This window comes from Oerskovia jenensis (assembly GCF_016907235.1).
GTDB classification, from domain to species: domain Bacteria; phylum Actinomycetota; class Actinomycetes; order Actinomycetales; family Cellulomonadaceae; genus Oerskovia; species Oerskovia jenensis.
On sequence record NZ_JAFBBO010000001.1, the window covers coordinates 3,149,369 to 3,173,977 of the forward strand.

The 24,609-nt window shown below is 72.9% G+C and carries 19 protein-coding genes; 15 read left to right on the top strand and 4 right to left on the bottom strand.

The features are described from left to right. Positions 1-49 precede the first annotated feature (49 nt). From JOD49_RS14235 to JOD49_RS14265, 7 genes are all read left to right on the top strand, one after another. Positions 50-1,201 (top strand): FUSC family protein, encoded by a 1,152-nt coding sequence (locus tag JOD49_RS14235; protein ID WP_205307749.1) that lies wholly within the window; start codon positions 50-52, stop codon positions 1,199-1,201. 190 nt (positions 1,202-1,391) lie between these two features. Continuing rightward, on the top strand, positions 1,392-1,655 hold the full coding sequence (locus JOD49_RS14240) for a type II toxin-antitoxin system Phd/YefM family antitoxin (RefSeq protein WP_205307750.1): 264 nt from the start codon (positions 1,392-1,394) through the stop codon (positions 1,653-1,655). A gap of 13 nt (positions 1,656-1,668) precedes the next feature. Next, positions 1,669-2,094 carry a type II toxin-antitoxin system VapC family toxin gene (locus JOD49_RS14245; protein ID WP_205307751.1) on the top strand — a complete coding sequence of 142 codons (426 nt, stop codon included), beginning with the start codon at positions 1,669-1,671 and terminating at the stop codon, positions 2,092-2,094. A 9-nt stretch (positions 2,095-2,103) separates the two neighbouring features. Then, positions 2,104-2,448: a DUF2516 family protein gene (locus JOD49_RS14250; protein ID WP_307822556.1), complete on the top strand. Its 345-nt coding sequence runs from the start codon at positions 2,104-2,106 to the stop codon at positions 2,446-2,448. Further along, entirely contained in the window at positions 2,442-3,452 is a 1,011-nt protein-coding gene (locus tag JOD49_RS14255; RefSeq protein WP_205307752.1) for an asparaginase, read from the top strand. The genes JOD49_RS14250 and JOD49_RS14255 overlap by 7 nt, the downstream gene beginning before the upstream one ends. Next, on the top strand, positions 3,449-3,874 hold the full coding sequence (gene dtd, locus JOD49_RS14260) for a D-aminoacyl-tRNA deacylase (protein WP_205307753.1): 426 nt from the start codon (positions 3,449-3,451) through the stop codon (positions 3,872-3,874). The genes JOD49_RS14255 and dtd overlap by 4 nt, the downstream gene beginning before the upstream one ends. Positions 3,875-4,140: 266 nt before the next feature. Continuing rightward, complete coding sequence (locus JOD49_RS14265; RefSeq protein ID WP_205307754.1) at positions 4,141-5,706, top strand: glycosyl hydrolase family 18 protein; 1,566 nt, start codon at positions 4,141-4,143, stop codon at positions 5,704-5,706. A 144-nt stretch (positions 5,707-5,850) separates the two neighbouring features. Here the strand turns inward: JOD49_RS14265 and JOD49_RS14270 are convergent, their stop codons facing one another. Continuing rightward, entirely contained in the window at positions 5,851-6,864 is a 1,014-nt protein-coding gene (locus JOD49_RS14270) for a CorA family divalent cation transporter (RefSeq protein ID WP_205307755.1), read from the bottom strand. Then, positions 6,861-7,082: a hypothetical protein gene (locus JOD49_RS14275; RefSeq protein ID WP_205307756.1), complete on the bottom strand. Its 222-nt coding sequence runs from the start codon at positions 7,080-7,082 to the stop codon at positions 6,861-6,863. Before JOD49_RS14275 ends, JOD49_RS14270 begins: the two co-directional genes overlap by 4 nt. Before the next feature lie 555 nt (positions 7,083-7,637). On the opposite strand from JOD49_RS14275, the gene JOD49_RS14280 reads away from it, so the two are divergent. From JOD49_RS14280 to JOD49_RS14295, 4 genes are all read left to right on the top strand, one after another. After that, the gene (locus JOD49_RS14280) at positions 7,638-10,655 is read left to right on the top strand and encodes a LuxR family transcriptional regulator (protein WP_205307757.1); all 3,018 of its coding nucleotides are present in this window, start codon (positions 7,638-7,640) and stop codon (positions 10,653-10,655) included. A gap of 246 nt (positions 10,656-10,901) precedes the next feature. Next, entirely contained in the window at positions 10,902-12,866 is a 1,965-nt protein-coding gene (locus JOD49_RS14285) for a glycosyl hydrolase family 18 protein (RefSeq protein ID WP_307822557.1), read from the top strand. Between the two features lie 296 nt (positions 12,867-13,162). Continuing rightward, complete coding sequence (locus tag JOD49_RS14290; RefSeq protein ID WP_205307758.1) at positions 13,163-15,928, top strand: glycosyl hydrolase family 18 protein; 2,766 nt, start codon at positions 13,163-13,165, stop codon at positions 15,926-15,928. A 245-nt stretch (positions 15,929-16,173) separates the two neighbouring features. Next, complete coding sequence (locus JOD49_RS14295) at positions 16,174-16,860, top strand: hypothetical protein (protein ID WP_205307759.1); 687 nt, start codon at positions 16,174-16,176, stop codon at positions 16,858-16,860. 109 nt (positions 16,861-16,969) lie between these two features. On the opposite strand, the gene JOD49_RS14300 is transcribed toward JOD49_RS14295, so the two are convergent. Further along, positions 16,970-17,686, bottom strand: coding sequence for a peptidase (locus JOD49_RS14300; protein ID WP_205307760.1), 717 nt, complete (start codon positions 17,684-17,686; stop codon positions 16,970-16,972). A 184-nt stretch (positions 17,687-17,870) separates the two neighbouring features. Beyond that, positions 17,871-19,706, bottom strand: a complete 1,836-nt coding sequence (locus JOD49_RS14305) for a DUF4012 domain-containing protein (protein ID WP_205307761.1) — start codon at positions 19,704-19,706, stop codon at positions 17,871-17,873. A 162-nt stretch (positions 19,707-19,868) separates the two neighbouring features. Between JOD49_RS14305 and JOD49_RS14310 the strand changes: the two genes are divergently transcribed. The 4 genes from JOD49_RS14310 to JOD49_RS14325 all read left to right on the top strand — a co-directional run bounded on the left by JOD49_RS14310 (position 19,869) and on the right by JOD49_RS14325 (position 24,580). Further along, positions 19,869-20,465, top strand: coding sequence for an RNA polymerase sigma factor (locus JOD49_RS14310; RefSeq protein ID WP_307822558.1), 597 nt, complete (start codon positions 19,869-19,871; stop codon positions 20,463-20,465). Between the two features lie 56 nt (positions 20,466-20,521). Further along, entirely contained in the window at positions 20,522-22,027 is a 1,506-nt protein-coding gene (locus tag JOD49_RS14315; protein ID WP_205307763.1) for a hypothetical protein, read from the top strand. Between the two features lie 316 nt (positions 22,028-22,343). Further along, positions 22,344-23,564: an inositol-3-phosphate synthase gene (locus JOD49_RS14320; protein ID WP_205307764.1), complete on the top strand. Its 1,221-nt coding sequence runs from the start codon at positions 22,344-22,346 to the stop codon at positions 23,562-23,564. Beyond that, positions 23,561-24,580, top strand: coding sequence for an SCO3242 family prenyltransferase (locus tag JOD49_RS14325; protein WP_205307765.1), 1,020 nt, complete (start codon positions 23,561-23,563; stop codon positions 24,578-24,580). Before JOD49_RS14320 ends, JOD49_RS14325 begins: the two co-directional genes overlap by 4 nt. The last annotated feature ends 29 nt before the right edge of the window (positions 24,581-24,609 follow it).

Here is a 24,609-nt window from a genome sequence, read left to right on the forward strand (position 1 = left end):
GAGGACCGTGCCGGGATCCGGCACGGTGGGACGTGGTGAGCAGGAGCACATGACGCAGGCGCGGGAGTCGGCCGGGGGAGCCGCGACCCCGGAACCGGGAGCGGTCGAGTCGGCCCGCAAGGCGTTCCGTCGGTTGCTGCTCCGCGCGCGGCTGCGGCAGGGGACCTCCAGGGTCCGGGTCGCGTTCTGGCCCGTCATCCAGGCGTCGCTCGCCTCGGGCGTGGCGTACGGGATCGCGCACTACGTGCTCGGGCACCCGTACCCGTTCTTCGCGCCCGTCTCGGTGTGGATCTGTCTCGGGTTCAGCCAGGACCGGCAGGTCCGCAAGGTCGGCGAGCTCGCGATCGGGGTCGCGGTCGGCGTGGGCCTCGGTGACCTGATCGTCCACTTCATCGGGTCGGGCTGGTGGCAGGTCGCGGTCGTTCTGGCGACGTCCGCCCTGGTCGCCCGGTTCATCGACCGTGGCGCCCTCCTCGCGACCCAGGCCGGTGTGCAGGCCATCGTGATCGTGGGTCTGCCCGCGGCGCAGACCGGCGGCCCGGGGGGTCGACTCGTCGACGCGCTGGTCGGTGGGGCGGTCGCACTGCTCGTCGCGACGCTCACGCCGGGCGACCCACGCCGTCGGCCCCGGATCCTGGGGGACGAGGCGACGACCGAGCTCGCGGAGACGCTCGAGCTGCTCGCCCGTGGCTTCCGCTCGGGCGACGTCGACGACCTGGACGCGGCGCTCGTGCGCGGGCGGGCGTCCGAACCCGCGCTCGAGGAGTGGCAGGCCACCGCGACGAGCGCCCAGGAGCTGTCCCGGGTGAGTCCCATGGGGCGCAAGCACCGCACCGAGCTGGGCGACATCGAGCGCAAGGCGCTCCTGGTCGACCGCGCCATGCGCAGCGTCCGCGTCCTGGCCCGGCGCGCCCGCCCGGTCGCGGGGGCGGACCACGACCTCCTGCCCGTCGCGGCGATCGTCGACCGGTTCGCGGCCGGCACGCGCGTCCTGGCCGAGGCGATCGGTGCGGGCCGCGACCCGTCGACGGCACGCGAGATCCTCGCCGACACCGCGGCCGCGGCCGACCCGCGGACCGTCGGTGCGGGCGACTGGCAGGTCCAGTCGCTCGTGATGCTGATGCGTTCGCCGATCGTGGACCTGCTCGAGGCCGCGGGGATGTCCCCGCAGGACGCACGGTCGGCGCTCCACGAGCTCTGAGCGAGGGCGCTGTCTCCGGCGAGCACGCTGCGCGTGGGTCCCGTGAGCACGCTGCGCGTCGGTGCCGTGAGCGCTCTCGGCGGACTCCGCGCGCGACTCCGGCGGACTCCGTGCGCGCGCCAGGCGATCCCGCAGGATCTGCATGCGTGGAGGTCTACGCAATCCGGGCAGGTGCCGGTACCTTCGGGGGATGGAGGTTTCCGTCAGCGCCCTGCGGGCCGAGCTGAAGACGTGGATCGAGCGGGCGCGTGACGGGGAGGACGTGGTGATCACCGAGCGTGGCATCCCGGTCGCCCGCCTGAGCGCGGTGGGCAGCGCGGACCTGATCACGTCGTTGACCAGGGACGGCCTGCTGACTCCGGCCTCCGAGGAACGGCCCGTGCACACGCCGCCCGCGCGTCCCGCTGCCAAGCAGTCGGCGATGTCGGGCCTCGTGCGCCGCATCCGACGCTGAGCCGGCGCACCCCGTGGCACTGGTCTACTTCGACGCGAGCGCGCTCGTGAAGCTGTGCGTCGCCGAGCCCGGCTCGGAGCTCGCGAGCGCCCTGTGGAACCGGGCGGACGTGGTCACCACGAGCCGTCTGTCGGACACCGAGGTCCGCGCGGCGCTCGCCGCGGGCGAGCGCACGGGCGTCCTCGACGCCGCCGAGCGCACCCAGGCGCTCGCGACCTGGGAGCGGTTGTGGCCCGCGTTGCTCCTGGTCGAGGTCTCGCCCGAGGTGCTGGACCGGGCGAGCGTCCTCGCGGGCGCGAACGGCCACTCGCTGCGGGGCGCGGACGCCGTGCACCTGGCCTCTGCCCTGGTGCTGCGGCACGAGGACGCGATCTTCGCCGTGTGGGACGAACGGGTCGCGAGCGCGGCGCGCGCGGAGGCGCTGCGGGTCCTGCCGTAGGCTCGACACGTGATCAGCTTCGGTGGAGCCCAGTGGCTCGTTCTCGTCGTCCTCGCGGTCGTGGTGTTTGCCGCGCAGGCCTTTGCGCTCGTCGACGCGTTGAGGCGACCCGCGAACGGGTTCACCGCGGAGGGAAAGCTCACCAAGCCGATCTGGTCGGGGATCCTGGGGGTCGCCGCGGCGATCGGCTTCCTCGGTCTGCCGCCGATGATGCTGACCAGCACGAGCTTCTTCAACCTCATCGCTCTCGTCCCGGCCTTCATCTACATCGTCGACGTGCGTCCTCGCCTCAAGTCGTACGGCTTCGGCCGCGGCTCGGGCGGCAACCGCGGCGGCCGTCCGGGCGGATGGTGACCTCCGTGCCGGACTTCGCGGCACCGCTCGCGGAGGTCGTCCGGGGTGACCTGGTCGAGTCCGTGCACCTGGGCCACCTGGTCACGCTCGACGCGTCGGGGGCCACCGACCTCGTGGTGGGCGACCCGTCGACCGTGATCTGGCCCCGCTCGTCGGTCAAGCCGTTCCAGGCGGTCGCGATGGTCCGCCACGGGCTGTCCCTGCCGCCGCGGCTCCTGGCGCTCGCGGCCGCGAGCCACAACGCCGAGGACGTCCACCTCGCGGGGGCCCGTGAGATCCTCGCGGGCGTGGGCCTCGACGAGTCGGCGCTGCGCAACACCCCGGACATGCCGGTCTACCCGCCTGCGGCGTTCGCGTGGCAGGAGCTGGGCAACGGCCCGGCGTCGATCACGCAGAACTGCTCGGGCAAGCACGCCGCGATGCTCGCGACGTGCGTCGCGGCAGGCTGGGACACCACGACGTACCTCGATCCCGCGCACCCGCTCCAGGTGGCGATCCGCGAGACGCTGCTCGACCTCACGGGCGACGACGCGGCTGACCTCCACGTGACGGTCGACGGGTGCGGTGCGCCGCTCTTCTCGACGACGCTGGTCGGCATGGCGCGCGCGTTCGGCCGGTTGGCCGCGGCGCCGTCGGGCGCCCCCGGGTCGCCCGAGGCCCTGGTGGCGCGCGCGATGTCCGCGTTCCCCGAGATGGTGGGCGGGACGGGGCGCGACGCGACCGAGGTCATGCGGGCCGTGCCGGGGCTCGTCGCCAAGGACGGCGCGGACGGCGTCTACGGTGCGGGGCTCGCCGACGGCAGGGCGCTCGCGTTCAAGGTCCTCGACGGCTCGCCGCGCCCGCGTCCGGCGGTGCTGGTCGCAGCGCTCGGGGCGCTGGGTGCGGGTGACCTGCCAGGCTCCGACGGCGCCGCGCTCGACCGCATCGGCCGCACCCCGGTCCTGGGCGGGGGAGAGCCCGTCGGCGAGGTGCGTCCCGCGTTCGGCCCGGGCCGCACGGCATGAGGGCCGTCCTGCAGCGCGTGACGCGGGCGAGCGTGAGCGTGGGCGGCGAGGTCGTGGGCAGCATCGACCGGCCGGGGCTGGTCGCGCTCGTGGGGGTGACGCACGACGACGGGCCCGCGCAGGTCGAGCTCGTCGCGCGCAAGATCGCCGAGCTGCGGATCCTGCGTGACGAGCGGTCGGTGCTCGACGAAGGAGCGCCCGTGCTGGTCGTCAGCCAGTTCACGCTCTACGCGGACACCAAGAAGGGGCGGCGGCCCTCCTGGAACGGCGCGGCCCCGGGGGACGTGGCGTCCCCGCTCGTCGTCGCGGTGGTCGAGGCGCTGCGTGCGAAGGGCGTCGAGGTCGCGACCGGTGTGTTCGGGGCGGACATGCAGGTCGAGCTCGTGAACGACGGCCCGGTGACGATCCTCGTCGAGGCGTAGTTCTGCGAGGCCCGGACGGCTACCGTTCGTAACGTTTCGAGGCGAGTTTCCGACATGTACGGGAAATCCCTTATGTGACCGCTGTGAACCATGTGGATGCCCCGTACATCTTTCGCGCTGCGCGCTGGCTAGGTTCGACAGTGCCCAGCATCTGGGGCTCCGGAACGGACCGGAGTCAGCAGCACGGAAGACGAAGAGGCCTCCCTTTGCACGCATCCCGCACCCCCTCCCCGCTACCACGCCGCAGCCGCCGCGCGGCCGGTGCCGTGGTCACCGCGACGACCCTCGCCCTCGTGGCCTCGGGGCTCGTCGCGGCCGGCGCCGCGACGGCGGCGCCCGCCCCGGCTGCCCCCGCGGCAGTCAGCCCCAACGGCGACAACGACATCAACGGGTACCGCAACGTCGGCTACTTCATGTCGTGGGCTCCGGAGAACTACGGCTACACGGTCAAGGACTTCCAGGAGACCGGCCAGGCCGACCAGATCACGCACATCAACTACGCGTTCGCGAACATCCACCCGACCGACCTCACCTGCTTCATCTCCGACAAGGACGGGTCGCCCGCGCCGGGTGGCAACGACGGCGCCGGTGTCGCCGGTGCGGACTTCGTCGACGGGGTCACCGCGGCGGAGTCGATCGACGGCGTCGCGGACACGGCCGACCAGGCGCTGGCCGGGAACTTCAACCAGCTCCGCAAGCTCAAGGAGCGCAACCCCGACACCAAGGTGCTGGTGTCGATCGGTGGCTGGACCTGGTCCAAGTTCTTCTCGAAGGCCGCAGCGACGCCCGAGTCCCGCGAGAAGTTCGTGTCCTCGTGCGTCGACCTGTACCTCAAGGGCAACCTGCCCGTCATCGACGGCCGTGGCGGCCCCGAGGCGGCGGCGGGCCTCTTCGACGGCATCGACATCGACTGGGAGTGGCCCGGTGCCCCGACGTGGGCGCAGCACCCCGAGAACTTCATCGACCCGGTCAACGACAAGGCGAACTTCACGGCCCTGCTCGCGGAGTTCCGCGAGCAGCTCGACGAGTACGGTGCCTCGCAGGACAAGGAGTACCTGCTCTCGTCGTACATCCCCGTGAACCCGACGGCCATCAACGCCGGCTGGGACGCCCCGAAGATCTTCGACTACCTCGACTACGGCAACATCCAGGGCTACGACCTGCACGGCGGCTGGTCGCCGAACCTGGCCGGGCACCAGTCCAACCTGAAGGACGACCCGTCCTACACGGGGGACATCTCGGTCGAGCAGGGGATCGACCTGTACCTGAGCCGCGGCGTCGACCCGCAGCAGATCACGCTGGGCATCCCGGCCTTCGGTCGTGGCTGGACGGGCGTCGAGGACGGCGGCAAGGCCGGCGTCTGGCAGCGCGCCGCAGGTGTCGCCGCGGGCACGCACGAGCCCGGGTACAAGCAGTACTTCGAGCTGCGCGACCACGGCACCGAGTACTTCGACGAGAAGACCGGCTCCTCGTGGCGCTACGACGGCAACGAGTGGTGGAGCGTCGACTCCCCGCGCGCCGTCGAGTTCAAGGCGAAGTGGGTCGCGGAGAAGGGCCTGGGCGGCTCGATGTGGTGGGACCTCGCGGGTGACTACGAGGACGAGCTGGTCGGCACGGCAGCGGACGTCTACCGCGCGTCGGCGGCCGGCCCGGTCGACTCGGACGCTCCCGGTGGATGCTACGGGGACTGGACCAAGGCCGGCATCTACACTGCAGGCCAGGTGGCGTCCCACCAGGGCGTCAACTACCAGGCCAACTGGTGGGTGCACACCAACGCACCGGGCACCGAGACGTACTGGAGCCCGTGGCGAGTGGTCGGTTCCTGCGTCTGACCTGACGCGGTAGCGACCTCGGCCCTGCGCAACCCGACGCCGTCGGGCCCACGACCTGCCTGTCGTGGGCCTGGCGGCGTCCGCGTGCCCGGGGACGTCCGGCGGGGTCCGGGGCCGCGCCGCTCCCGCCGTCCCGGGGCGGCCTCAGCGGAGCCAGCCGCGCCGCTTGATGTACACGAGCGGGATGACGGCGGCGACGAGCGTCACGAGCACGACCCACGGGAACCCGAGCTCCCACTCGAGCTCGGGCATGCGCGTGAAGTTCATGCCGTAGAACGACGTGATGAGGGTCGGAGGCAGGAACACCGCGGTGATGATCGTGAACACCTTGACGATCTGGTTCTGCTTGACGTCGAGCGAGGTCATGATGGCCTGCTGCAGGTAGCGGACCTTGTCGTGCTCGAAGCTCGCGTGCTCCTTGACGCCGTCGACGTCCGCGATGAGGGTCTCGACGAGCCCCGCGAGCACGGGGTCGGTGTCGGCGATCTCGCTGCGCAGGTGCCGGGCGGCGCGGGCGAGGGAGAGCTGGGACTCCTGGGTGCTCGAGACGATCTCCTCGGCGCGGTTCATGCGCGAGATCGTGCCCTGCATGTCGGTCACACCGATCTCGCGGCCGCGCCGGTCGTAGCCCAGCGTGGCCTCCTCGATCTGGTCGGACATGTCCTCGAGCAGGTCGCTCGCGTGGAGGATGACGCGCTCGGCGGCCTCGTTGAGCGCGTACAGCAGCGCGTACATGACGCCGTACGACGTCTGGACGAGCCGGGGCGTGCGCCGCATGCGAGCGATGGCCTTGTCGAAGATCGGGTAGTGCCGGGAGGGCTGGAGGGTCACGACACGCCCGGGGGACAGCGCGAACATCAGGATCTCGCGCTCGACCCGGTCGCCGCGCCGGTAGGTCGCCACGACCGGCAGGTACACGTGCTCGTCGGTCTCCCACACTCGCCCGGAGGCCGGTGAGAAGTCGACGCCCGTGTCCCGGGCGTGGGCGAGGGCGGCGGGGTCCTCGGAGTCGACCTGGAGCCAGCGGGCACGCAGGGCCTGGGGGTCGAACCGGGGGGCCGGCGGGGGTGCTGCGCCGACCGGCACCGACGACCGGTGTCCGTACGCCGTCGTCGCACCACGGGTCGCCACGGGGACCACGGGCGTGGCCGCCGTCACGGGGTCACCCCCGGCTCGCCCGCGAGCGGCGTGCCCGTGCCCGACGGCGCAGCGTCGGTCGGGGAGGTCGTCGTCACCACGGGGTCGGGCACGCGAGCGTCGTCGCTCCCTGCGGCCAGCAGGTGCGTCCCGAGCAGGGCCGTGCAGATGAACAGGTAGAGGCCGATCGTGAAGGTGATCGACTGCCGTTCGAGGTCGGGGCGGCGGGGAGCGGGCACGGGGGTGGTGGCCCGATTCGTTCGGAGTGGTGCGGAGCCCTTGCGAGTGGTCGCGGGGCAGGGTGCACTGAGGTGTGTGCTCGTCGACATGGTGGTCCTTCCCGGCGCCGTGCTCTCGACGGTGCCGACCGGACGCCGGGCCGCCCTGCGTGCGGGCAGGGGCAGGTCCTGGCGAGGGGGGTGACGGTGCATGGAGCGCACTGGCGACCGCCCCGAGGCCGTGCCGGGGGATCCGACCGGAAGGGTCAGCGGGCAGGGTGGAGGGGAGCGAGCGCGCAGTGCGGGGATCTATGACTGCTGCCGTCCGGCATCGCTCTCACCTCCTTCTCATCTGCTTCTGGTTCCGTGCTCGTCTGAGGTACCGAGATCTCTCGGCAGAAGCAGACGGAGGAACGAGGTCACCCTAGACCTGGTCGAAGGCCCCGGCAACCCACCCTCACGGGAAGCCGCCGAAGACACTGACGGGTAACAGGACAGGATGCCCGCTTTTACGTCGGGTTGTTAACATTCCTGAGAGTCGTCCGGCCATCGTTGCCCCGGACGGGAGGGTCTGACATGCCAGCCAGCCAGCAAGACGTCCTGACCTCAGATCAGGTGCGCACGTCCCGCACGTCCACCGAGCACGGCCCTGAGCGCCTCTCCTCCCGGCGGGCGGAGATCGACCTCGCCCTCGCGGCGGTCGCGGACCGCCGCGGCGCGTTCGTCTGGACCGGGGAGCCCGGCATGGGCGCGAGCACCACGCTCGAGCTCGTCCACGAGGCGCTCCACGCGGCCGGCGGTCCGCACCCACCCCTGGTCCTGCGGGTCGCGCAGGCGGTGGGCCCGCAGCGTTCCGGTGGAGCGGTGCGCTCGCTCGTGTCCCAGGTCGCCCAGGTGACCGGGTGTCCCGTGCCGGAGCGGCTCGTGCGCCCGCTCGACGTCGCCGACCCGGAGTACGGCTACCTGCCGGAGGTCGGCGCGGTCGCGCTCGCCGAGTACCTGGAGGAAGCGGTCCCCGACCGGACGGTCGTGCTCCTCGCCGACGACCTCCACCTGGTCGACGAGATCAGCCGCGCCGTGGTCGTCGGGCTCGTCGCGCAGCGGCGCGCCGCGCTCGTGCTCCTCGCGACCGCCGTCCCCGGCGGGTTCGACCGCCCGCTCCCGTACCCGATCGAGGTCCGGGAGCTCGCGCCCCTGGGTCCGTCCGAGGCGCTGCACCTGCTGCTGGTCGAGGAACGGATGGCGGTGGCCCCCCACGTCGCGTCGCGGCTCGCGCAGAACCTCGCGGGCAACGCCGCCGCGATCTCCCAGACGGCCCGGCTCCTGACGGCCGAGCAGCTCGCGGGCACGGCCATCCTCCCGGACCCGCTGCCGCCGGTGCCGGCCGTCCGTACCCTGCTCGGCGACCGGCTCGACGACCTCGCTCCCGAGGAGCGGCGCGCCCTGCTCGTGGCCGCCGTCGCCGTCGTCGAGCGGACGGACGTCCTGCTCGCCGCGTCGGGGCTGAGCATCGACGAGGTGCTCGACGGCCCGCTCTCGGGGCAGCTCTCGCTCGTCTCGGGGCGCTTCGCGTTCACGGACCCCCGGGTGCGGTCCCTGGTCCACGGCGACGCGCGCCTCGCGGACCGGACGGCCGCGCACCTGCGCCTCGCGACGGTCCACACGGCCGCCGGCGAGGAGGACATCGCGACGTGGCACACGGCTCTGGCGACCCTCGCGGGGGACCCGGCGCTCGCGCCCGGGCTCGTGTCCCTCGCCCAGCGGCTGCTCGAGCGCGGCGACGTCGTGTGGGCTCACGAGGTCGCCCGCGAGGCCGCGAGCCAGGCCGCCGCGACCGAGCGCGGCGAGGCGTACGTGCTCGCGGGGACGGCCGCGCTCCAGTCCGGTCACGTCCACGACGCGGCGGACTGGCTGCGACGGGCCGCGCGCTGCGAGGGCGGCGTGAGCTCGGCCCGCATCCTGGGGCCGCTCGTCACCGCGCTGACGCACGTCCAGGGCCAGGTGCCCGACGACGTGCTCGCCCCGTTCCTGGCGCTCGCCGACACCGACGAGTCCTGCACCTGTTGCGTCGACCGCGAGGGGCGTCCCCGGGACGCCGCCGGCGGGTGCGAGATCGGTGACGTCGTGCGGGGGCTCACGAGCGCGGCGAGGCTGCACGCCGAGCGAGGTGACGGGGTCGCCGCGTCACAGGCGTTCGACGCGGCCAAGCGGCTCGCCCGTCGGTGCACGCAGGGAGTGGGCGGGCTCGACGTCACCCGGTCGTGGCTCGCCAACTACGGTGTCGGGGAGCGCGGCAAGCGGGCCGACCTGCCCGGCTCGCGCCTCTCGCCCGAGCAGGAGGCGTACGCCCAGGTCAGCCGGGCGATCGCCCTGGCCGACGAGGACGCCCTCGACGTCGCCGGCCAGGCGCTCGCGAGCGCGGTCGCCAACCTCGCGCCGGTGCGCAACGGCGGCCGATGGTTCGACGCACCGTCGGGGGCCGTGACCCCGTACGTCGAGGCGCACCTGCGGCTGGCGCAGGTGCTCGTGCACTTCTGGTCGGGGAACATCACCAAGGCGCGCCGCGAGCTCGAGGAGGCGGCCTTCCGTCTGCCCGTCGGGCTGCCGTTCGCCGGGACGGGGGTCGCGGTCGCGCGCCGCCTCGACATGGCGGTCCACGGCAGCGTGGGCACGGTCGCCACCGCTCTCGAGGAGACGTGCTCGTGCCCGACGTCGCGGCCGGTCCGGCTCGGCCTCCTCGTGGACCGGGCCATCGGGGCGTCGTTCGCTCGCCACCACACCCAGGCGGCGACCCTGCTCGAGCTGGCGGCCGAGACCGACCGGCGCGACTGCGCCCACATGCTCCACCTGCCCGGGATGGACGACGTCGAGGCGTGGGTGCTCGCCGGGCGTCCCGACGCGGCCGAGAAGGCGCTCGCGCGACGTCGGGTCGAGGCCAAGGACCTGTCCCCGGCGAACCGTGTCGCGACGCTCGCGCGTGCCGAGATCGCGCTCGCACGGCCCGAGGACGCGGTCGCGCTGCGCGACGCGGTCGCCTCGGCCGGGCGCGGGATCGCGTCGCCGTTCGAGCACGGGCGCACCGAGCTCTGCCTCGGCCGGGCGCTGACACGCTGGGGGGACCTCCCCGCGGCCCACGAGCACCTCCTGTCCGCGGTCGAGCTCCTCACCCAGTCGGGGGCGTGGGCGTGGGCCCGGCAGGCGCAGGGCGAGCTCGCCGGTGTCCTCGAGCACCTCGGTGCCCTCCAGGTCGCCGCACGTCGTGCCGAGACGTCGCCCGTGCCGACCACCACCCCCGGGGGAGGGGTCCCGCACGCGGGCGCTGCGTCGTCGGGCAGGGCGCGGCTCGCCGCGCGCGAGAGCGACGTCTCCGACGACGCCCTCGACGAGCTGCGCGCCCGCTGGGCGGACGAGCTCACCGATCGTGAGCTCGACGTCGCGCTGCTGGTCGTCCAGGGAGGCTCCAACCGCGAGGCCGCGGACCAGCTCTACCTCTCGGTCCGCACCGTCGAGGTGCACCTGGGACGCGTCTTCCGCAAGCTGGGCGTGCGCTCCCGGGTCGAGCTCGCGGTGCTCGCGCACCGCGTCGGGCGATGAACCGGACGGCACGCGGAGTCGGCGCGACCCGTAGGCCACGCGCAGGTACGTAGGGGGGAACACCTACGCGCCACCGTGTATGTACGCGAGGTGAACAATGTGGGAAACGCTGATTCACGAGGGGACCACCGCTCCCTAGGGTCGGGGTGTTCCTGGGCAACGACGTCCGGGGCCATCGGGCACAGAGCCCCCACCCAGTGAGGCACACACATGCGACTGAGAACCCCCCGAGGACGTGCGAGGAAGGTGGCCGCGGGACTGACCGCGGCAGCCATGCTCGCGACGTCCCTGGTCGCCGGCACCGTCGCCGCGACCGCGACCCCCCTCCCCGCAGCCACCACGACCGCCCTGACGGGCGACAGCGCCATCAACGGCTACCGCAACGTCGCCTACTTCACCCAGTGGGGTGTGTACGGGCGCGACTTCAAGATGAAGGAGCTCCAGGACTCCGGCGCCGCCGCCGACCTGACGCACCTCAACTACGCGTTCGGCAACATCCACCACCAGACGCTCACCTGCTTCGAGGCCAACAAGGCCCAGGGCACGGGCCCCAACGGCTCGGACGGTGCGGGCGACGCCTGGGCCGACTACGGCATGGGCTACACCGCGGCCAACTCGGTCGCGGGCGTGGCCGACGCCTGGGACCAGCCGCTCGCCGGCTCGTTCAACCAGATCAAGCAGCTCAAGGCCAAGAACCCCCAGATCAAGGCCATGCTGTCGATCGGCGGCTGGACCTGGTCCAAGAACTTCTCCAAGGCCGCCGCGACCGACGCGAGCCGCAAGAAGCTCGTGTCGTCCTGCATCGACCTGTACCTCAAGGGCAACCTGCCCGTCGTCGACGGCCGGGGCGGCCCCGGCTCGGCCGCCGGTGTGTTCGACGGTTTCGACATCGACTGGGAGTGGCCCGGTTCGAACAACGGCGAGGTCGGCAACATCGTCGACGTCGCGAACGACAAGGCGAACTTCAAGGCCCTCCTCAAGGAGTTCCGCACCCAGCTCGACGCCTACGGCGCGACCACGGGCAAGAAGTACCAGCTCAGCGCCTTCCTCCCGGCGAACCCCGACGACATCGCGTCCGGCGGGTGGAACGACCCGGAGAACTACCAGTACCTCGACTTCGGGAACATCCAGGGCTACGACCTGCACGGCGCCTGGAACAAGACCCTCACGGGACACCAGGGCAACCTGTACGACGACCCGACCGACACCCGCCCGGCGAACCGCCGGTACAGCGTCGACAAGGCCGTCAAGGCCTACCTCGACGCCGGTGTCCCCGCGAAGCAGCTGACCCTGGGCCTCGCGATGTACGGGCGTGGCTGGAAGGGCGCGACGTCGTCGGCCCCCTGGGGCGTCGCGACCGATGCCGGACCCGGTACCTGGGAAGCCGGCAACGAGGACTACGACAAGCTCAAGAACCTCGGCACCGGGTACTTCGACCCGGTATCGGTGGCCTCGTGGCGCCACGACGGCAACCAGTGGTGGAGCTTCGACGACCCGAAGTCCGTCGCCGTGAAGGGCGACTACATCGCCACCAAGAAGCTCGGTGGGGCCATGTGGTGGGACCTCACGGGCAACCAGGACGGCTCGCTGCTCAAGGGCCTCGCGACGAAGTTCCGTGCGGCCCCGGCCGGACCCGTGATCGGTGACCCGACGGGTGGCGGCGGGACGACCGGCGGCACCACGGGCGGGACGACCGGTGGTACGACCGGTGGCACCACGGGTGGCACGACCGGCGGTACGACCGGCGGTACGACCGGTGGCACCACGGGTGGCACCACGGGCGGGACCGGGACCGAGTGCGCGGCGCAGTGGACCGCGACGGGCACCTACAGCGGCGGAGCGACGGTCTCCTACAACGGCAAGAACTACAAGGCCAAGTGGTGGACCCAGAACGAGACCCCCGGCACCGCCGGTGGCCCGTGGGAGCTCGTCGGCACCTGCGGCACCTCGGGTGGTACGACCGGCGGCACGACCGGCGGCACGACTGGTGGCACCACGGGTGGCACGACCGGCGGGACGACCGGTGGGACCACCGGTGGCACGACGGGCACCGGGACCTGCACGGCCCCTGCCTGGTCGGCCACGGCCGTCTACAACGGCGGGGCGTCGGTCTCGCACAACGGCCAGAAGTACACCGCCAAGTGGTGGACGCAGAACAACGTCCCCGGGGCCGAGCAGTACGGCCCGTGGCAGGCGCTCGGCGCCTGCTGAGAGTCGAGCCGGGGGGCGGGATCCCCGCCCCGCCCCCCGGCTTCCTCCCCACGACCCCCGCCGAGGACCGACGCCGAACGAGGCTCCGTCACCGGTGGGTACCACGTAGCGGTTCGCCGCTGCCGAACCCGAGGTCGCTCCGACCGGCCAGCCGGCCGACGCGGCGGGCCTCGGGTTCGGCGACCTCCCCCCGAGCTCTCCGTGAGCTCCCCCTGATCTCCGCCGGGCACCGCCCTGCGGTCCTTGGCGCTGCGCGCACACCGCGCGTCGCGCTCCGTACAACGAAGGCAGATTCGATGCACGTGAAACTCACCGGGCACCGCGCCCGGGTCGGCGCGGCCCTCGCGACCACGACGGCGTTGTTCGCGACGATGCTCGTCGCGGCCGCCACGTCGTCGGCCGCGGCCGCAGACTGCGCCCCGGCCTGGTCGGCGACGGCGACCTACACCAACGGTGCGGCCGTCTCGAAGGACGGCGTGAACTACTCGGCGAAGTGGTGGACCCAGAACAACGTCCCCGGCGCAGACGCCGCCGGCCCCTGGGTCTCCCAGGGAGCGTGCGGCCCGACGGGTGGGACCACGGGTGGCACAACCGGTGGCACGACGGGTGGTACGACCGGTGGCACGACCGGCGGCACGACGGGTGGTACGACCGGCGGGACCACGGGTGGCACGACCGGCGGGACCACGGGTGGCACGACCGGCGGCACGACGGGTGGGACCACGGGTGGCACGACCGGCGGGACCACGGGTGGCACGACCGGCGGGGCCACGGGTGGCACGACCGGTGGGACGACGACCCCGGTGACCCCCGCGACGGGCCACGAGGCGTGCCGTCCGGACGGCATGTACAAGACCCCGGGCGTGGACGTCCCCTACTGCGACGTCTACGACACCGCGGGCCGCGAGAAGCTCCCCAACGGCCTGGACCGCCGCGTGATCGGCTACTTCTCGAGCTGGCGCACGGGGGCCAACGGCCAGCCGCGCTACCTCGCGAGCGACATCCCCTGGAACAAGCTCTCGCACATCAACTACGCGTTCGCGCACGTCGGTGCCGACAACAAGATCTCGGTCAACGCGCAGGCCGCGGGCAACGCGTCGACCGACATGACGTGGCCGGGGGTCGCCGGGGCCGCGATGGACCCGACCCTGTCCTACACGGGGCACTTCAACCTGCTCGCGAAGTACAAGAAGGCGAACCCGGGCGTGAAGGTGATCCCCGCCGTCGGGGGGTGGGCCGAGACCGGTGGCTACTTCGACGCGAACGGCAACCGTGTCGCGTCGGGCGGCTTCTACACGATGACCGAGTCCCAGGCGAAGATCGACACGTTCGCCGACTCGACCGTCGCGTTCATCCGCCAGTACGGGTTCGACGGCATCGACATCGACTACGAGTACCCCACGTCCAACAAGGGCGCCGGCAACCCGGACGACTTCGCGTTCTCGGACGCCAAGCGTGACAAGCACTTCCAGGGGTACGTGAACCTCCTCAAGACGCTCCGCGAGAAGCTCGACAAGGCGGGCGCCGAGGACGGCGAGTACTACATGCTGACGACCGCGACGCCGTCGTCCGGGTGGCTGCTGCGCGGCATGGAGGCCTTCCAGGTCGTCCAGTACCTCGACTACGTCAACCTCATGTCGTACGACCTGCACGGTGCGTGGAACGAGCACGTCGGTGGCAACTCGCCGCTGTTCGACGACGGCAAGGACCCCGAGCTCACCGCTGCGGGTGTCTACACGGCGTACAAGGGCATGGGCTACCTCAACGGCGACTGGGCCGCGCACTACTTCCGTGGCGCGATGCCCGCGGGGCGCGTGAACCTCGGCGTCGGCTTCTACACGCGTGGCTTCCAGGGAGTCCAGGGCGGTACCGACGGCATGGGCGGCAAGGCCGTCCCGCCCGCGGGCTTCACGTGCCCGGCGGGCACCAACGGCAAGTGCGGCTACGGGGCCGAGGGCATCGACAACCTCTGGTTCGACTCGGACCCCATGGGCAACGCGGTCCCGGCCGGCGTGAACCCGATCTGGCACGCGCTGAACCTGCAGAAGGGTATCGCGGGCGACTACGCGGCCTCCTACAAGGTCCCGACGGCGGTCACGGGCTCGTACGTGCACCACTTCGACCCGGTCACCAAGAACGAGTGGTGGTGGAACGCGAGCAAGAAGGTCTTCCTGTCCGGTGACACGACGCAGGCGATCGGCGCCAAGACCGACTACGTGGCCGACAAGGGCCTGGGTGGCGTCATGATCTGGGAGCTCGCCGGCGACTACGGCTACAACCAGACCAAGGGGCAGTACGAGATCGGCCAGACCATGGTCGACCTCATGCACGCCAAGCTCAGCACGACCACGGCCTACGGGGCGACCAAGGCGAACGCGGACCGGGTCATGCCGAAGCAGGCGATCGACCTGGGCATCGACTACACGCAGTTCGCGCTCGGGGACAGCAACTACCCGATCAACCCCAAGGTCGTGTTCACCAACAGGTCGAAGACCGCCATCCCGGCGGGCGCGACCATCTCGTTCCAGTACGGCACCACGGACACGGGTGAGATGAGCGACTGGTCGGGCATGAAGACGACGACGACCACGCAGGGCCACGTCGGCCCGAACGTCGGCGGCCTCAAGGGTGACTTCCACACGGCCGAGTTCACGGTGCCCCTCGGCGGCATCCCCGCGGGCGGAAGCATCACGAACCAGCTCAAGTGGACGATGCCGATCGCGCAGTTCTCCAACGTGATCGTCACGATCAACGGGACGTCCTACTCGACGACCTACGACTACCCGCGCGGTGTCACGGTCGTCGAGCCCACCGGTGGGACCGGCGGCACGACGGGCGGCACCACGGGCGGGACGACGGGCGGCACCGCGGGGGGGACGACGGGCGGCACCACGGGGGGCACGGGCGTCTGCACCGCGACCGCCTGGTCCGCCACGGCGACGTACCCGGGTGGCGCGCAGGTCAGCCACGGCGGGCGCACCTGGACCGCGAAGTACTGGAACCAGGGCGACACCCCGGGCGCCCAGCAGTGGGGGGCCTGGACCGACGGAGGCGCCTGCTGACGTCGTAGGACCGCTGACCTTCGTGGGGTGGGCGCTGGGCGCCTCGGCCCGCCCGCCCACCCCACGGACGTCGTCGCGTACGGGGTTTCCCGTACCTCTCCGGCAAGGATGTGGGAACCCCTCATCACCCTTTCCGGCAGCCATCAGTAGCGTGAAATCGTCCGAGGCCCCGACATGACTCTCCCCAGTGGGTCATGCCGGGGCCGACCTACATGAGTGAGGCAGTACCCGTGCACCAGCACCGCGTGATCCTTTCTTCGGCCGCAGCTGCGGCGACGTCCTCGCCGGCCCGACGGCGCAGCGGCGCTCGGGCGCGCCTGGCCCCCCTCGTCGGGGTCGTCCTGGGCGTGGGACTGCTCGCCTCGGCCTGCTCCGGTGGCGACGGGGCGGACAAGGCCACGGCAGACACCGATCCGTCCGGCTCGGGCCCGGCGGCCGCCGACACCCACGACGAGCACGAGGGTCAGCACACGAACACCATCGACGTCGGTCCGCTCGCCCTGTTCGCGGCCGACTACTGGTCCGTCGTGCAGCCCTCCGAGGGGCTGACCCAGGTGCGCGCCGGCGGCTGCCCCGAGGCGGAGGCGTGCCCGAGCTTCGACGTCCTCAACGGCGACGCGGTCGGTGAGGTCGACACGGCCCAGGCGTACGTCCCCGAGGGGGCCTTCTGCCCCGGGACCGGGAAGTTCACGGTGGCCTCGTCCAAGGAGACGAGCAAGCTGGACGTCGAGATCGACGGTCAGCCCGCGACGCTCACACGCTTCGAGCTGAGCTGCGTGGACGCCTCGGGAGCGGAGCAGATGACGGTCGAGCAGATGCAGTGGTTCGTGCCGGACTCGCCCAACGGGCCGACGCTCATCGCGGACCGCTGGGCGTTCGAGGGACTCGAGCAGCGTCTCTACGCCGCGACGTGGGCGACCGCTCCGGCCTGACCCTTCCCTGGACGCGGCGCGGCGGCTGCTCCAGGAGCTCGACGTACAGCACGAAGGCCCCCGGTGATGATCACCGGGGGCCTTCGTGCTGTACGTCGAGCGTCGGTCGTCAGGCGTTGCCCTTGCGGCCGCGACGTGCGACCAGCACCAGACCGCCACCGACCAGCAGGAGCGCTGCACCGACACCGACGAACTTGCCGACGGTCGCACCGGTCGCGGCGAGCCCGCTGTCCTGGGCGGCGCCGGCCTTGTTGGAGACGGTCGTGACCTTGCCGTCGACCGTGGTCGTTCCGGGGGGCGTCGTCTTGCCCGGAGGGTTGGTGTTGCAGTTGGGGCTCGACGGCGGGTAGGCCACCGAGACCGTGGTCTCGGGGTTCACCTGGAAGAGCACGTTCACGGTCGGGCGGACCCAGCCGAAGGTGCCACCCTCGACCCACTCGCCGTTCTCGAACACCCAGCCCGGCCAGCCCGTGGGCTTGCCGGCGGCGTCCACCGTGGCGCCGGGCCACAGGACCCGTCCGGAGAGGGGCAGCCCGGCCTGGACGACGTTCGCGCCCGAGGGGTTGAGCCACGTGATGGTCACGGTGTCGTTCGGGGTGCCCGTCACGTCGACGTCGTACACGAGGTAGGGCACGTCGCCGTCGCACACGGGCTGGAGCACCGTGAGCTCGATCGTGGGGGGCGGCGTCGTCTCGACGTAGCCGCCGTCGGTCGGGTCGGGGGTCTCGACGGACGCGTTCGCCGCGGGGCCGACGAGGGCCGTCGCGCCCACGAGCCCTGCGACGAGGAGCCCCCGCGCCCAGAGTGCGGTCCTTGAAGTGCTCATGGCGTCTTCACCAGTCTTGGTCGTGGCGGTCGATGAATGGGAGGGGTCGAAGCCTCGGCGCGCCTTCCTGCCGTCACTGGACCCTGAACTTTTGAGGGTAGCGACTATCGGTCAGGAAGTGGACGGTTGTCCGGGTGAAAAGCAATTCCTGGGAAATCGTTGTCTCGCCGTGATTTCCCGGAGGTCACCCGCAGACGGGAACCTCGATCGTCGCGAGCCCCGGCTGGTCGATGGTCGGGGTCGACCAGACGTCGACCTGCCGGGTGCCCGACGACCCGTCGGCGTCCTCGTCCGGGCTCGTGACGGTGAACGTCACGCTCGTGCTCTGACCCGGTGCGAGCTCGCGCGGGAGGGTCGCGACCGCGCGTCCCTGGATCTCCACGACCTCGCTGCCGGTCAGCGTCCCGTCGGCGGTCACGTTCAGGATGCTCCCCCCGCGCGGCGGGTACAGGAAGAGGTCGGTGCGGATGTTGCCCGGCGGTGTCCCCGAGATCCCTCCGCCCGTGACGTACCAGGACAGGCTGGTCGCCGCGTCGGCGGGCGCGGTCGAGGAGAGGTCCACCTGGAACGTGTCGGTGCGGCCGCTCGCCGAGCACTCGCTCGCGACGTGCTGCACGGCCGAGTCGAGGTAGTAGCTCATCTTCCCCGCGGTCGCGTCGTTGAAGAACACGCCGACGGTGTCCGCGGCGCGGTCGGACGACGAGAGGTCCCCCGAGACCACGGTGTCCGCGAGCAGGGACTGCTCGTCCTCGTGGCTCGACCACACGAGGGCCCGGTGCTCGCTGGTCGCACGCTGGACCGCGCCGAGCAGGCTCTGCGGGTCGGTGTCGCCCGACAGCGCGGTGGTGAGGACCGTGGCTGCCACCGCGGCGAAGAACGCGTCCGTCTCGGGGCCGGGCTCGAGCTCCTCGTACGCCTCGGAGAGCAGGACGTCGACCGCGTTGCCGGCGTCGATCGTGGCACCCTCGACGTCGACGGGGCCGGTGGCCTCGAGCAGGTAGGAGAGCGCGACGGGGTCGAGGGTCAGGACCCCGTCGACGGCCTGCCCCTTCGACGCCTGCCACATCGCGGCGGCCAGGGGCGCCGCGGTGGGGAAGTCGGGCGTGTACACGGTGTCCTGCACGTAGACGGCCATGTCGGCGCCGAACAGCTCCTCGTCGGCGGGGCTCAGCGGGCTGATCCCGTCCGGGAACGGGCCGACGTCCTGCGTCGAGGCCTGGTCGAGCAGCGTGATGCGCCCGGCGTCCGTGCCGATCACGGCGAACGCCCCGGGGATGCCTCCGGGGGACCGGAGCTCGGCGCTGTTGAGCGCCATGAGCAGGTACGTCCGCGGACCGTCGGCCCCGAGCATCGCGGGCAGGAGCGTCGTCGCGCGGTGAGCGGTCGTCACGAGCCCGTCGAGCGTCCAGACCTTGTCCTGGAGGTCGGAGACCGGCCCGGCGAGCACGTCCTGCAGCGCGGACACGTCGATGCCCCCGACCCGGTCGACCACGGTCGACATGGTCGTGGCGGCGCTGGAGACCGACGGTGCGGCCTCGGTCAGGGGAGCGAGGTCGACGGCTCCGCCCTGGACCTGGACTCCACCTTCCGAGACGAGCGCCGCGGCCTGCGCGAGCGGAGGCAGGACGTCCTGCGTGATCTCGTCGACCGCCCAGGCTGCGGTCGAGAAGGCACGGACGTCGGCGCCGACGAACGGCAGGCGGCCGGCGACCCACCACAGCGGGCCGTCGGTGGTGCTGCGGGCGTCCGCGGTGAGGGGCTGGACCTCGGCGAGCGCGGCCTCGGCCGCAGCCCCGTCCCCTGCGCGCAGCGCCTCCTCGACCGCGGGCAGCCGGTCGATCGCACCGGTCAACGACGTCCGGGCGGCGAGGGCGTCGCGCACCAGGAGCCCCGCGCACACCAGCAGGCCGACCAGGAGCAGGAACAGGACCAGCACCACCCACCCGGCGCGGCGCCCCTTGCGACGGGCGCGGCGAGGGGTCGTGGGCGTCGTCGGGCCTGCGTCGTCGGTGGCGCTCATGGCATCAGGGTAGAGGCATGATCGGAGCGGTACCCGCGGGCGCGGGACGCGCGACCCGGCCGGTGCCGCGACGCCTTGGCGTGGGATCGGCGCCGCTGCAAGGATCGGGGTCACCACGACACAGGGAGGGTGACGATGCCGGCCATCCCACCTGGAGCCTCAGTGACGCCCCCGACCCGCGACGACGCCTGGTTCGAGGCGCTCTTCACCGCGCACACGACCGCGGTCTACCGTTACTTCCGCCGCCGGCTCCCGGCAGGCCTGGGGGGAGCCGGACCGGACACCGAGGACCTGACCGCGGAGGTCTTCGCGACGGCCTGGCGGCGTCGCGAGGACGTCCCCGAGGGGGCCGAGCTGCCCTGGCTGTACCGCACGGCCGGGTTCGTGCTCGCCAACCACCGCCGCAAGATGCGGCCGGTCCTCGTGGCCGACGTGCCCGAGGAGGCCGACGACGTCGACCCGCAGTCCCTCGCGCTGAGCGACGACCACGTGCGTCGGGTCCTCGGCGTGCTCGCCCCGCGAGACCGGCGGATCCTGCTCCTCAACGCCTGGGACGGGCTCACGGGCGACCAGCTCGCCGAGGTGCTGGGCGTGAGCCGGGGCGGCGCGGACGCCGCGTTGTCGCGCGCGCGCTCGCGCCTGCGGGACGCCTGGGCCGCGCAGGCGCGCGCCGGTGACACGGGCGAGGTCCCGGTCGCCCAGGTCCGGGACCGCGCCGCAGCACCGGCGCTGCGTCCCGTGCAAGAGACCGAGCGGTGACGACACAGACGGGGTAGAGGATCCGGGCCCCCGGATCGACGAGCTGGAGGCTCCCGATGAGCACCGACGACCAGTCTTCTGCACCTGTCCCCGGCACTCCCCCCGGGACCGGGCCCGACGACGGCCGCACGCCCGACGAGGCGTACGAGCGTGTCCGTGACGCCGACCCGGCCGCGTCAGCCACCCCTGATCTCGGCGCGATCGCGGCCAAGGACGCGACCGTGCGGGCGCACCTGGGCGGGGCCTTCGGGCCCGTGTCGACGACCACCCCGGGGGAGCCGGGCGCCGCGACCGGTGCGACGTCGTCGGGCGGTGAGGGGGACGAGCTCGACGAGCTGGCCGTCCACCGCGAGAAGAAGCGGCGCCGGGTCCCGCTCGCCGGAGCCGCCGCTGCGGCCGTCGCGGGCGTGCTGGCGTTCGGGGTCGGCGGGTACGCGCTCGGGAGCGCGCAGGGTTCGGGCGGTGGCGGATCGGTCGCGACCGCGGACGCACCCATCGCCCTCCAGGAGCGCGCTGCGGGTCGTCAGGAGGCCGGGGCGGCGGCCGGCTCCACGGCCCTGGGGGCCGCCGACGCGAAGATGTCGAGCATGCCGGGGTTCGGGGGGCGGACCGTGTTCACGTCCGCGGGGCTCGGGACCGAGGGGACGTCGGCCCCTGCGTGGGCGTACGACGCCGCGGGCACCTTCTCGGCCGAGACCGCGGCGAAGGTGGCCTCGGCGCTGGGGGTCGCAGGGGAGCCGCGGCAGGAGTACGGGGCGTGGACCGTCGGGCCGAACGACGGACAGGGACCCACCATGAGCCTCCAGCCCGACGGGACGACGAGCGTCTCGTTCAACGACCCCGGCAAGGACCCGTGGTCGTGCGGAATCGTCGCGGTCCCCGGGAGCGACGCGGCGACGACCGAGGAGCAGGAGAGCGACCCGCAGGCCGCGTGCGGTCAGCAGGACCTCGGCTCGGCCCCCGCGCCCGACGCCGCGATCTCGTCGAGCAAGGACGTGCTCGGCGCGTTGGGTCTCGACCCGGCGGGCTACGAGTACGCGACCGAGTCGTACGACGCCGACGGCAAGATCCTCGCGGTGACGGCGTCCCAGGTGGTCGACGGCCAGCGGACCGGGGTCGCGTGGAGCCTGACGTACTCGGGCGCGGGGTTGTCGTCGCTCTACGGGTCGCTCGCCCCGACCGTCTCGATCGGCGACTATGCCGTGGTGAGCCCCACCGCGGCCGTCGAGCGCCTGGGTGATCCTCGGTTCGGGAGCCCGGGGATCATCGCGTACGCGCGCCCCGGGGGCTCGTCGACGATGCTGGAGGGGTCCACGACGGACGACGTCCCGGTCGAGCCCGAGGTGCCGACCGTCCCGCCGACCGTCGGAGCGGGCGCCGCCTTCTCCTGGCCCGTGGACGAGGTGACCATCACGTCGGCGCGTCTCGGCTGGGCCGTGCACTACCAGGCCGACGGCGGAGCGGCGCTGGTGCCGTCGTACGAGCTGAGCGATGCCGAGGGCAGCACGTGGTCGGTCGTCGCGGTGGCCGACGACGAGCTGGACTTCTCGCCGACCCGCTGAGCGGGCCTGCGGGTCGGGGGATCCCCGGACAGCGGAGGGGCACGTACCGAGGTGCCGAGGGTCACGCGCGAGCGTTGCCCTCGGCACCTTTCTTTTGTCGTCGAATCCCAGAGACGGCCCAACTCTCCTCCGGCTTTTGATTGACCATCGACAAAAGGGGGGTTAGGGTCGCTGCACGGCCACCAGCCCGGCAGGTCTGGGCACGCCTCGTTCGCGCGAGCGTGCCCGCCACGGGACGGAGCCCGTCGAGGGCGACGAGGCCCTCGACTCCGCACTTCGGTCCTGCCCGCGGGGACCGACGGGACCAGGAGCGACGATGCACCTTTCACCCCACCAGCCCACCTGGAACCACGGCCGTACAGGCATCTGGTTCGTCGGGGCACGAGGATCCGTCGCGACGACCGCCACGCTCGGACTGGCCGCGATCGCCTCGGGGCTGAGCGCCGCCACCGGGTGCGTCACCGCGCAGCCGCCGCTCGACTCCGTCGCCCTCCCGTCCTTCGCGGACCTCGTCGTCGGCGGTCACGACATCAGCGACACCCCGCTCGGCAAGCGCGCCGAGATGCTCGTCGAGGCGGGCATGATCCCGTACCGGCTGCTCGAGGCCGTGCGCCCCCAGCTCGACGCTGCCGACGCCGAGATCCGCCCCGGCTACGACCCCGCCCATCGCACGGGCTCCCAGGCCGCCGCGGCCGAGCGTCTCGCCGCGGACGTCACGGCCTTCCGCGAGCGCCACGGCCTGGCGCGCGTCGTCGTGGTCGACCTCGCCTCGACCGAGCCGCTGCCCGCCCCGGCCCCCGAGCTCGAGGACCTCGACCTGCTGCGCGCCGCGATCGAGGACCCCGAGCGCGAGGTCCTGCCCGCGAGCTCCGTCATGGCCTACGCGGCCCTGCTGGCCGGGGCGCCGTACGCGGGCTTCACGCCGTCGGCGAGCATGAACCTGCCCGCGCTGCACGCTCTCGCGGCCGAGCGTGGCGTCCCGTTCGCGGGGCAGGACGGCAAGACCGGCCAGACGTGGCTCCGGTCGGTCCTGGCGCCCGCGCTGGCGTCGCGTGGCCTGCGTGTCCTGTCCTGGGCCGGGTCGAACCTCCTGGGTGGCGGCGACGGCGCGACGCTCGCGGACCCGCACGCCGTCCAGAGCAAGCTCGTCTCGAAGAACCGTGGCCTGCAGGACCTGACGGGGACCACGGTGACCCCGCTCCACATCGACAACGTCCCCGACCTGGGCGACATCAAGGTCGCGTGGGACCACGTCCACGTGGAGGGCTTCCTGGGGTCGCGCCTCACGCTGCAGACCACCTGGAGCGCGTACGACTCGATGCTCGCGGCCCCGCTCGTGCTGGACCTCGCGCGCCTGCTGGCGCTCGCGGACGCCGCGGGCCTGTCCGGGGCCGTGCCGGAGATGGGCTTCTTCTTCAAGGACCCGTGGGGCTCGGACGTGCACGCGTTCGCGGAGCAGTCGCGCGAGCTGGGGGTCTGGGCGCACCGGACGAGCGCGCAGGCGGACCAGGCACGGGCCGAGGTCGGCGAGCCGTGACCCTGCGCGACTACCTCGACCTGGTCCGGGCCCCGGCGGTCCTCTCGGTCGTGGGGGACACCCTCGCGGGGGCGGCCGCGGGCGGGCGGCTCCGTCCGGCCCGCCGCGCCGGGAGCACGGCCGACGTGAGGCCGTGGCGCCTCGCGCTGCTGCCCCTGTCGTCGGCGTGCCTGTACGCAGGGGGCATGGCCCTCAACGACTACGCGGACCGCGAGCTCGACGCGCTCGAGCGCCCCGAGCGTCCGCTGCCCTCGGGGCGCATCTCGCCCGCGCAGGCCCTCGGCGTCGCGTCGGGGCTCACGGCCGCGGGGCTCGTGCTCGCGGGGGCAGGGGGAGGGCGGCGCTCGTTCGCCCTCGCGGTACCGCTCGCGGCGAGCGTGTGGACCTACGACCTGGTCGCGAAGAACCACGTGAGCGGTCCGGTCGTCATGGCGGCCTGCCGTGGCCTCGACGTGCTCATGGGTGCGGGCAGGGGGCGCGTGCGTGCGGCGCTCCCGGCCGCGGCCGCCCTCACCGTGCACACGGCCGGGGTCACCGTCCTCTCGCGGGGCGAGGTCCACGGCACGACGCAGCCCGTCGCGGCCGCGGTCGCCGCGGGCACGGTGGGCGTCGCGGGGGTCCTGGCCGTGGGGGCGCTGCGCTCGCTGCGCAGGGGCCCGACGACGTCGCTCGCCTCTGCGCCGTCGTCGGTCCGGTCGTCGGGCGGGCAGACCGACGCGCTCGGCCGGGCACGCGCCGTCGTCCCCGCGCTCGCCGCGCTCGCCTCCGCGGGGGTGTACGTGGCCTCGTGCCTGCCACAGCAGGCCGCCACGGTCGGCTCTCCCGACGCCACGAACGCGTTCGCGGCGACCAAGGCCGGCATCCGGTCGATGGTCCCGCTGCAGGCGGCGCTCGCGGCCCGGGGCGGGAGCCTGGGCTCGGTCGCCGTCCTCGCGGGGGTCGAGCTCGTGGGCCGTGCGCTGCGCGCCCGTGGCCGGCGTCGCGTGGGCCCGCACCCGGGGTTGAGCGAGTCGTGAGCGAGACCTCGGCAGCGTCCTCCGTCCCT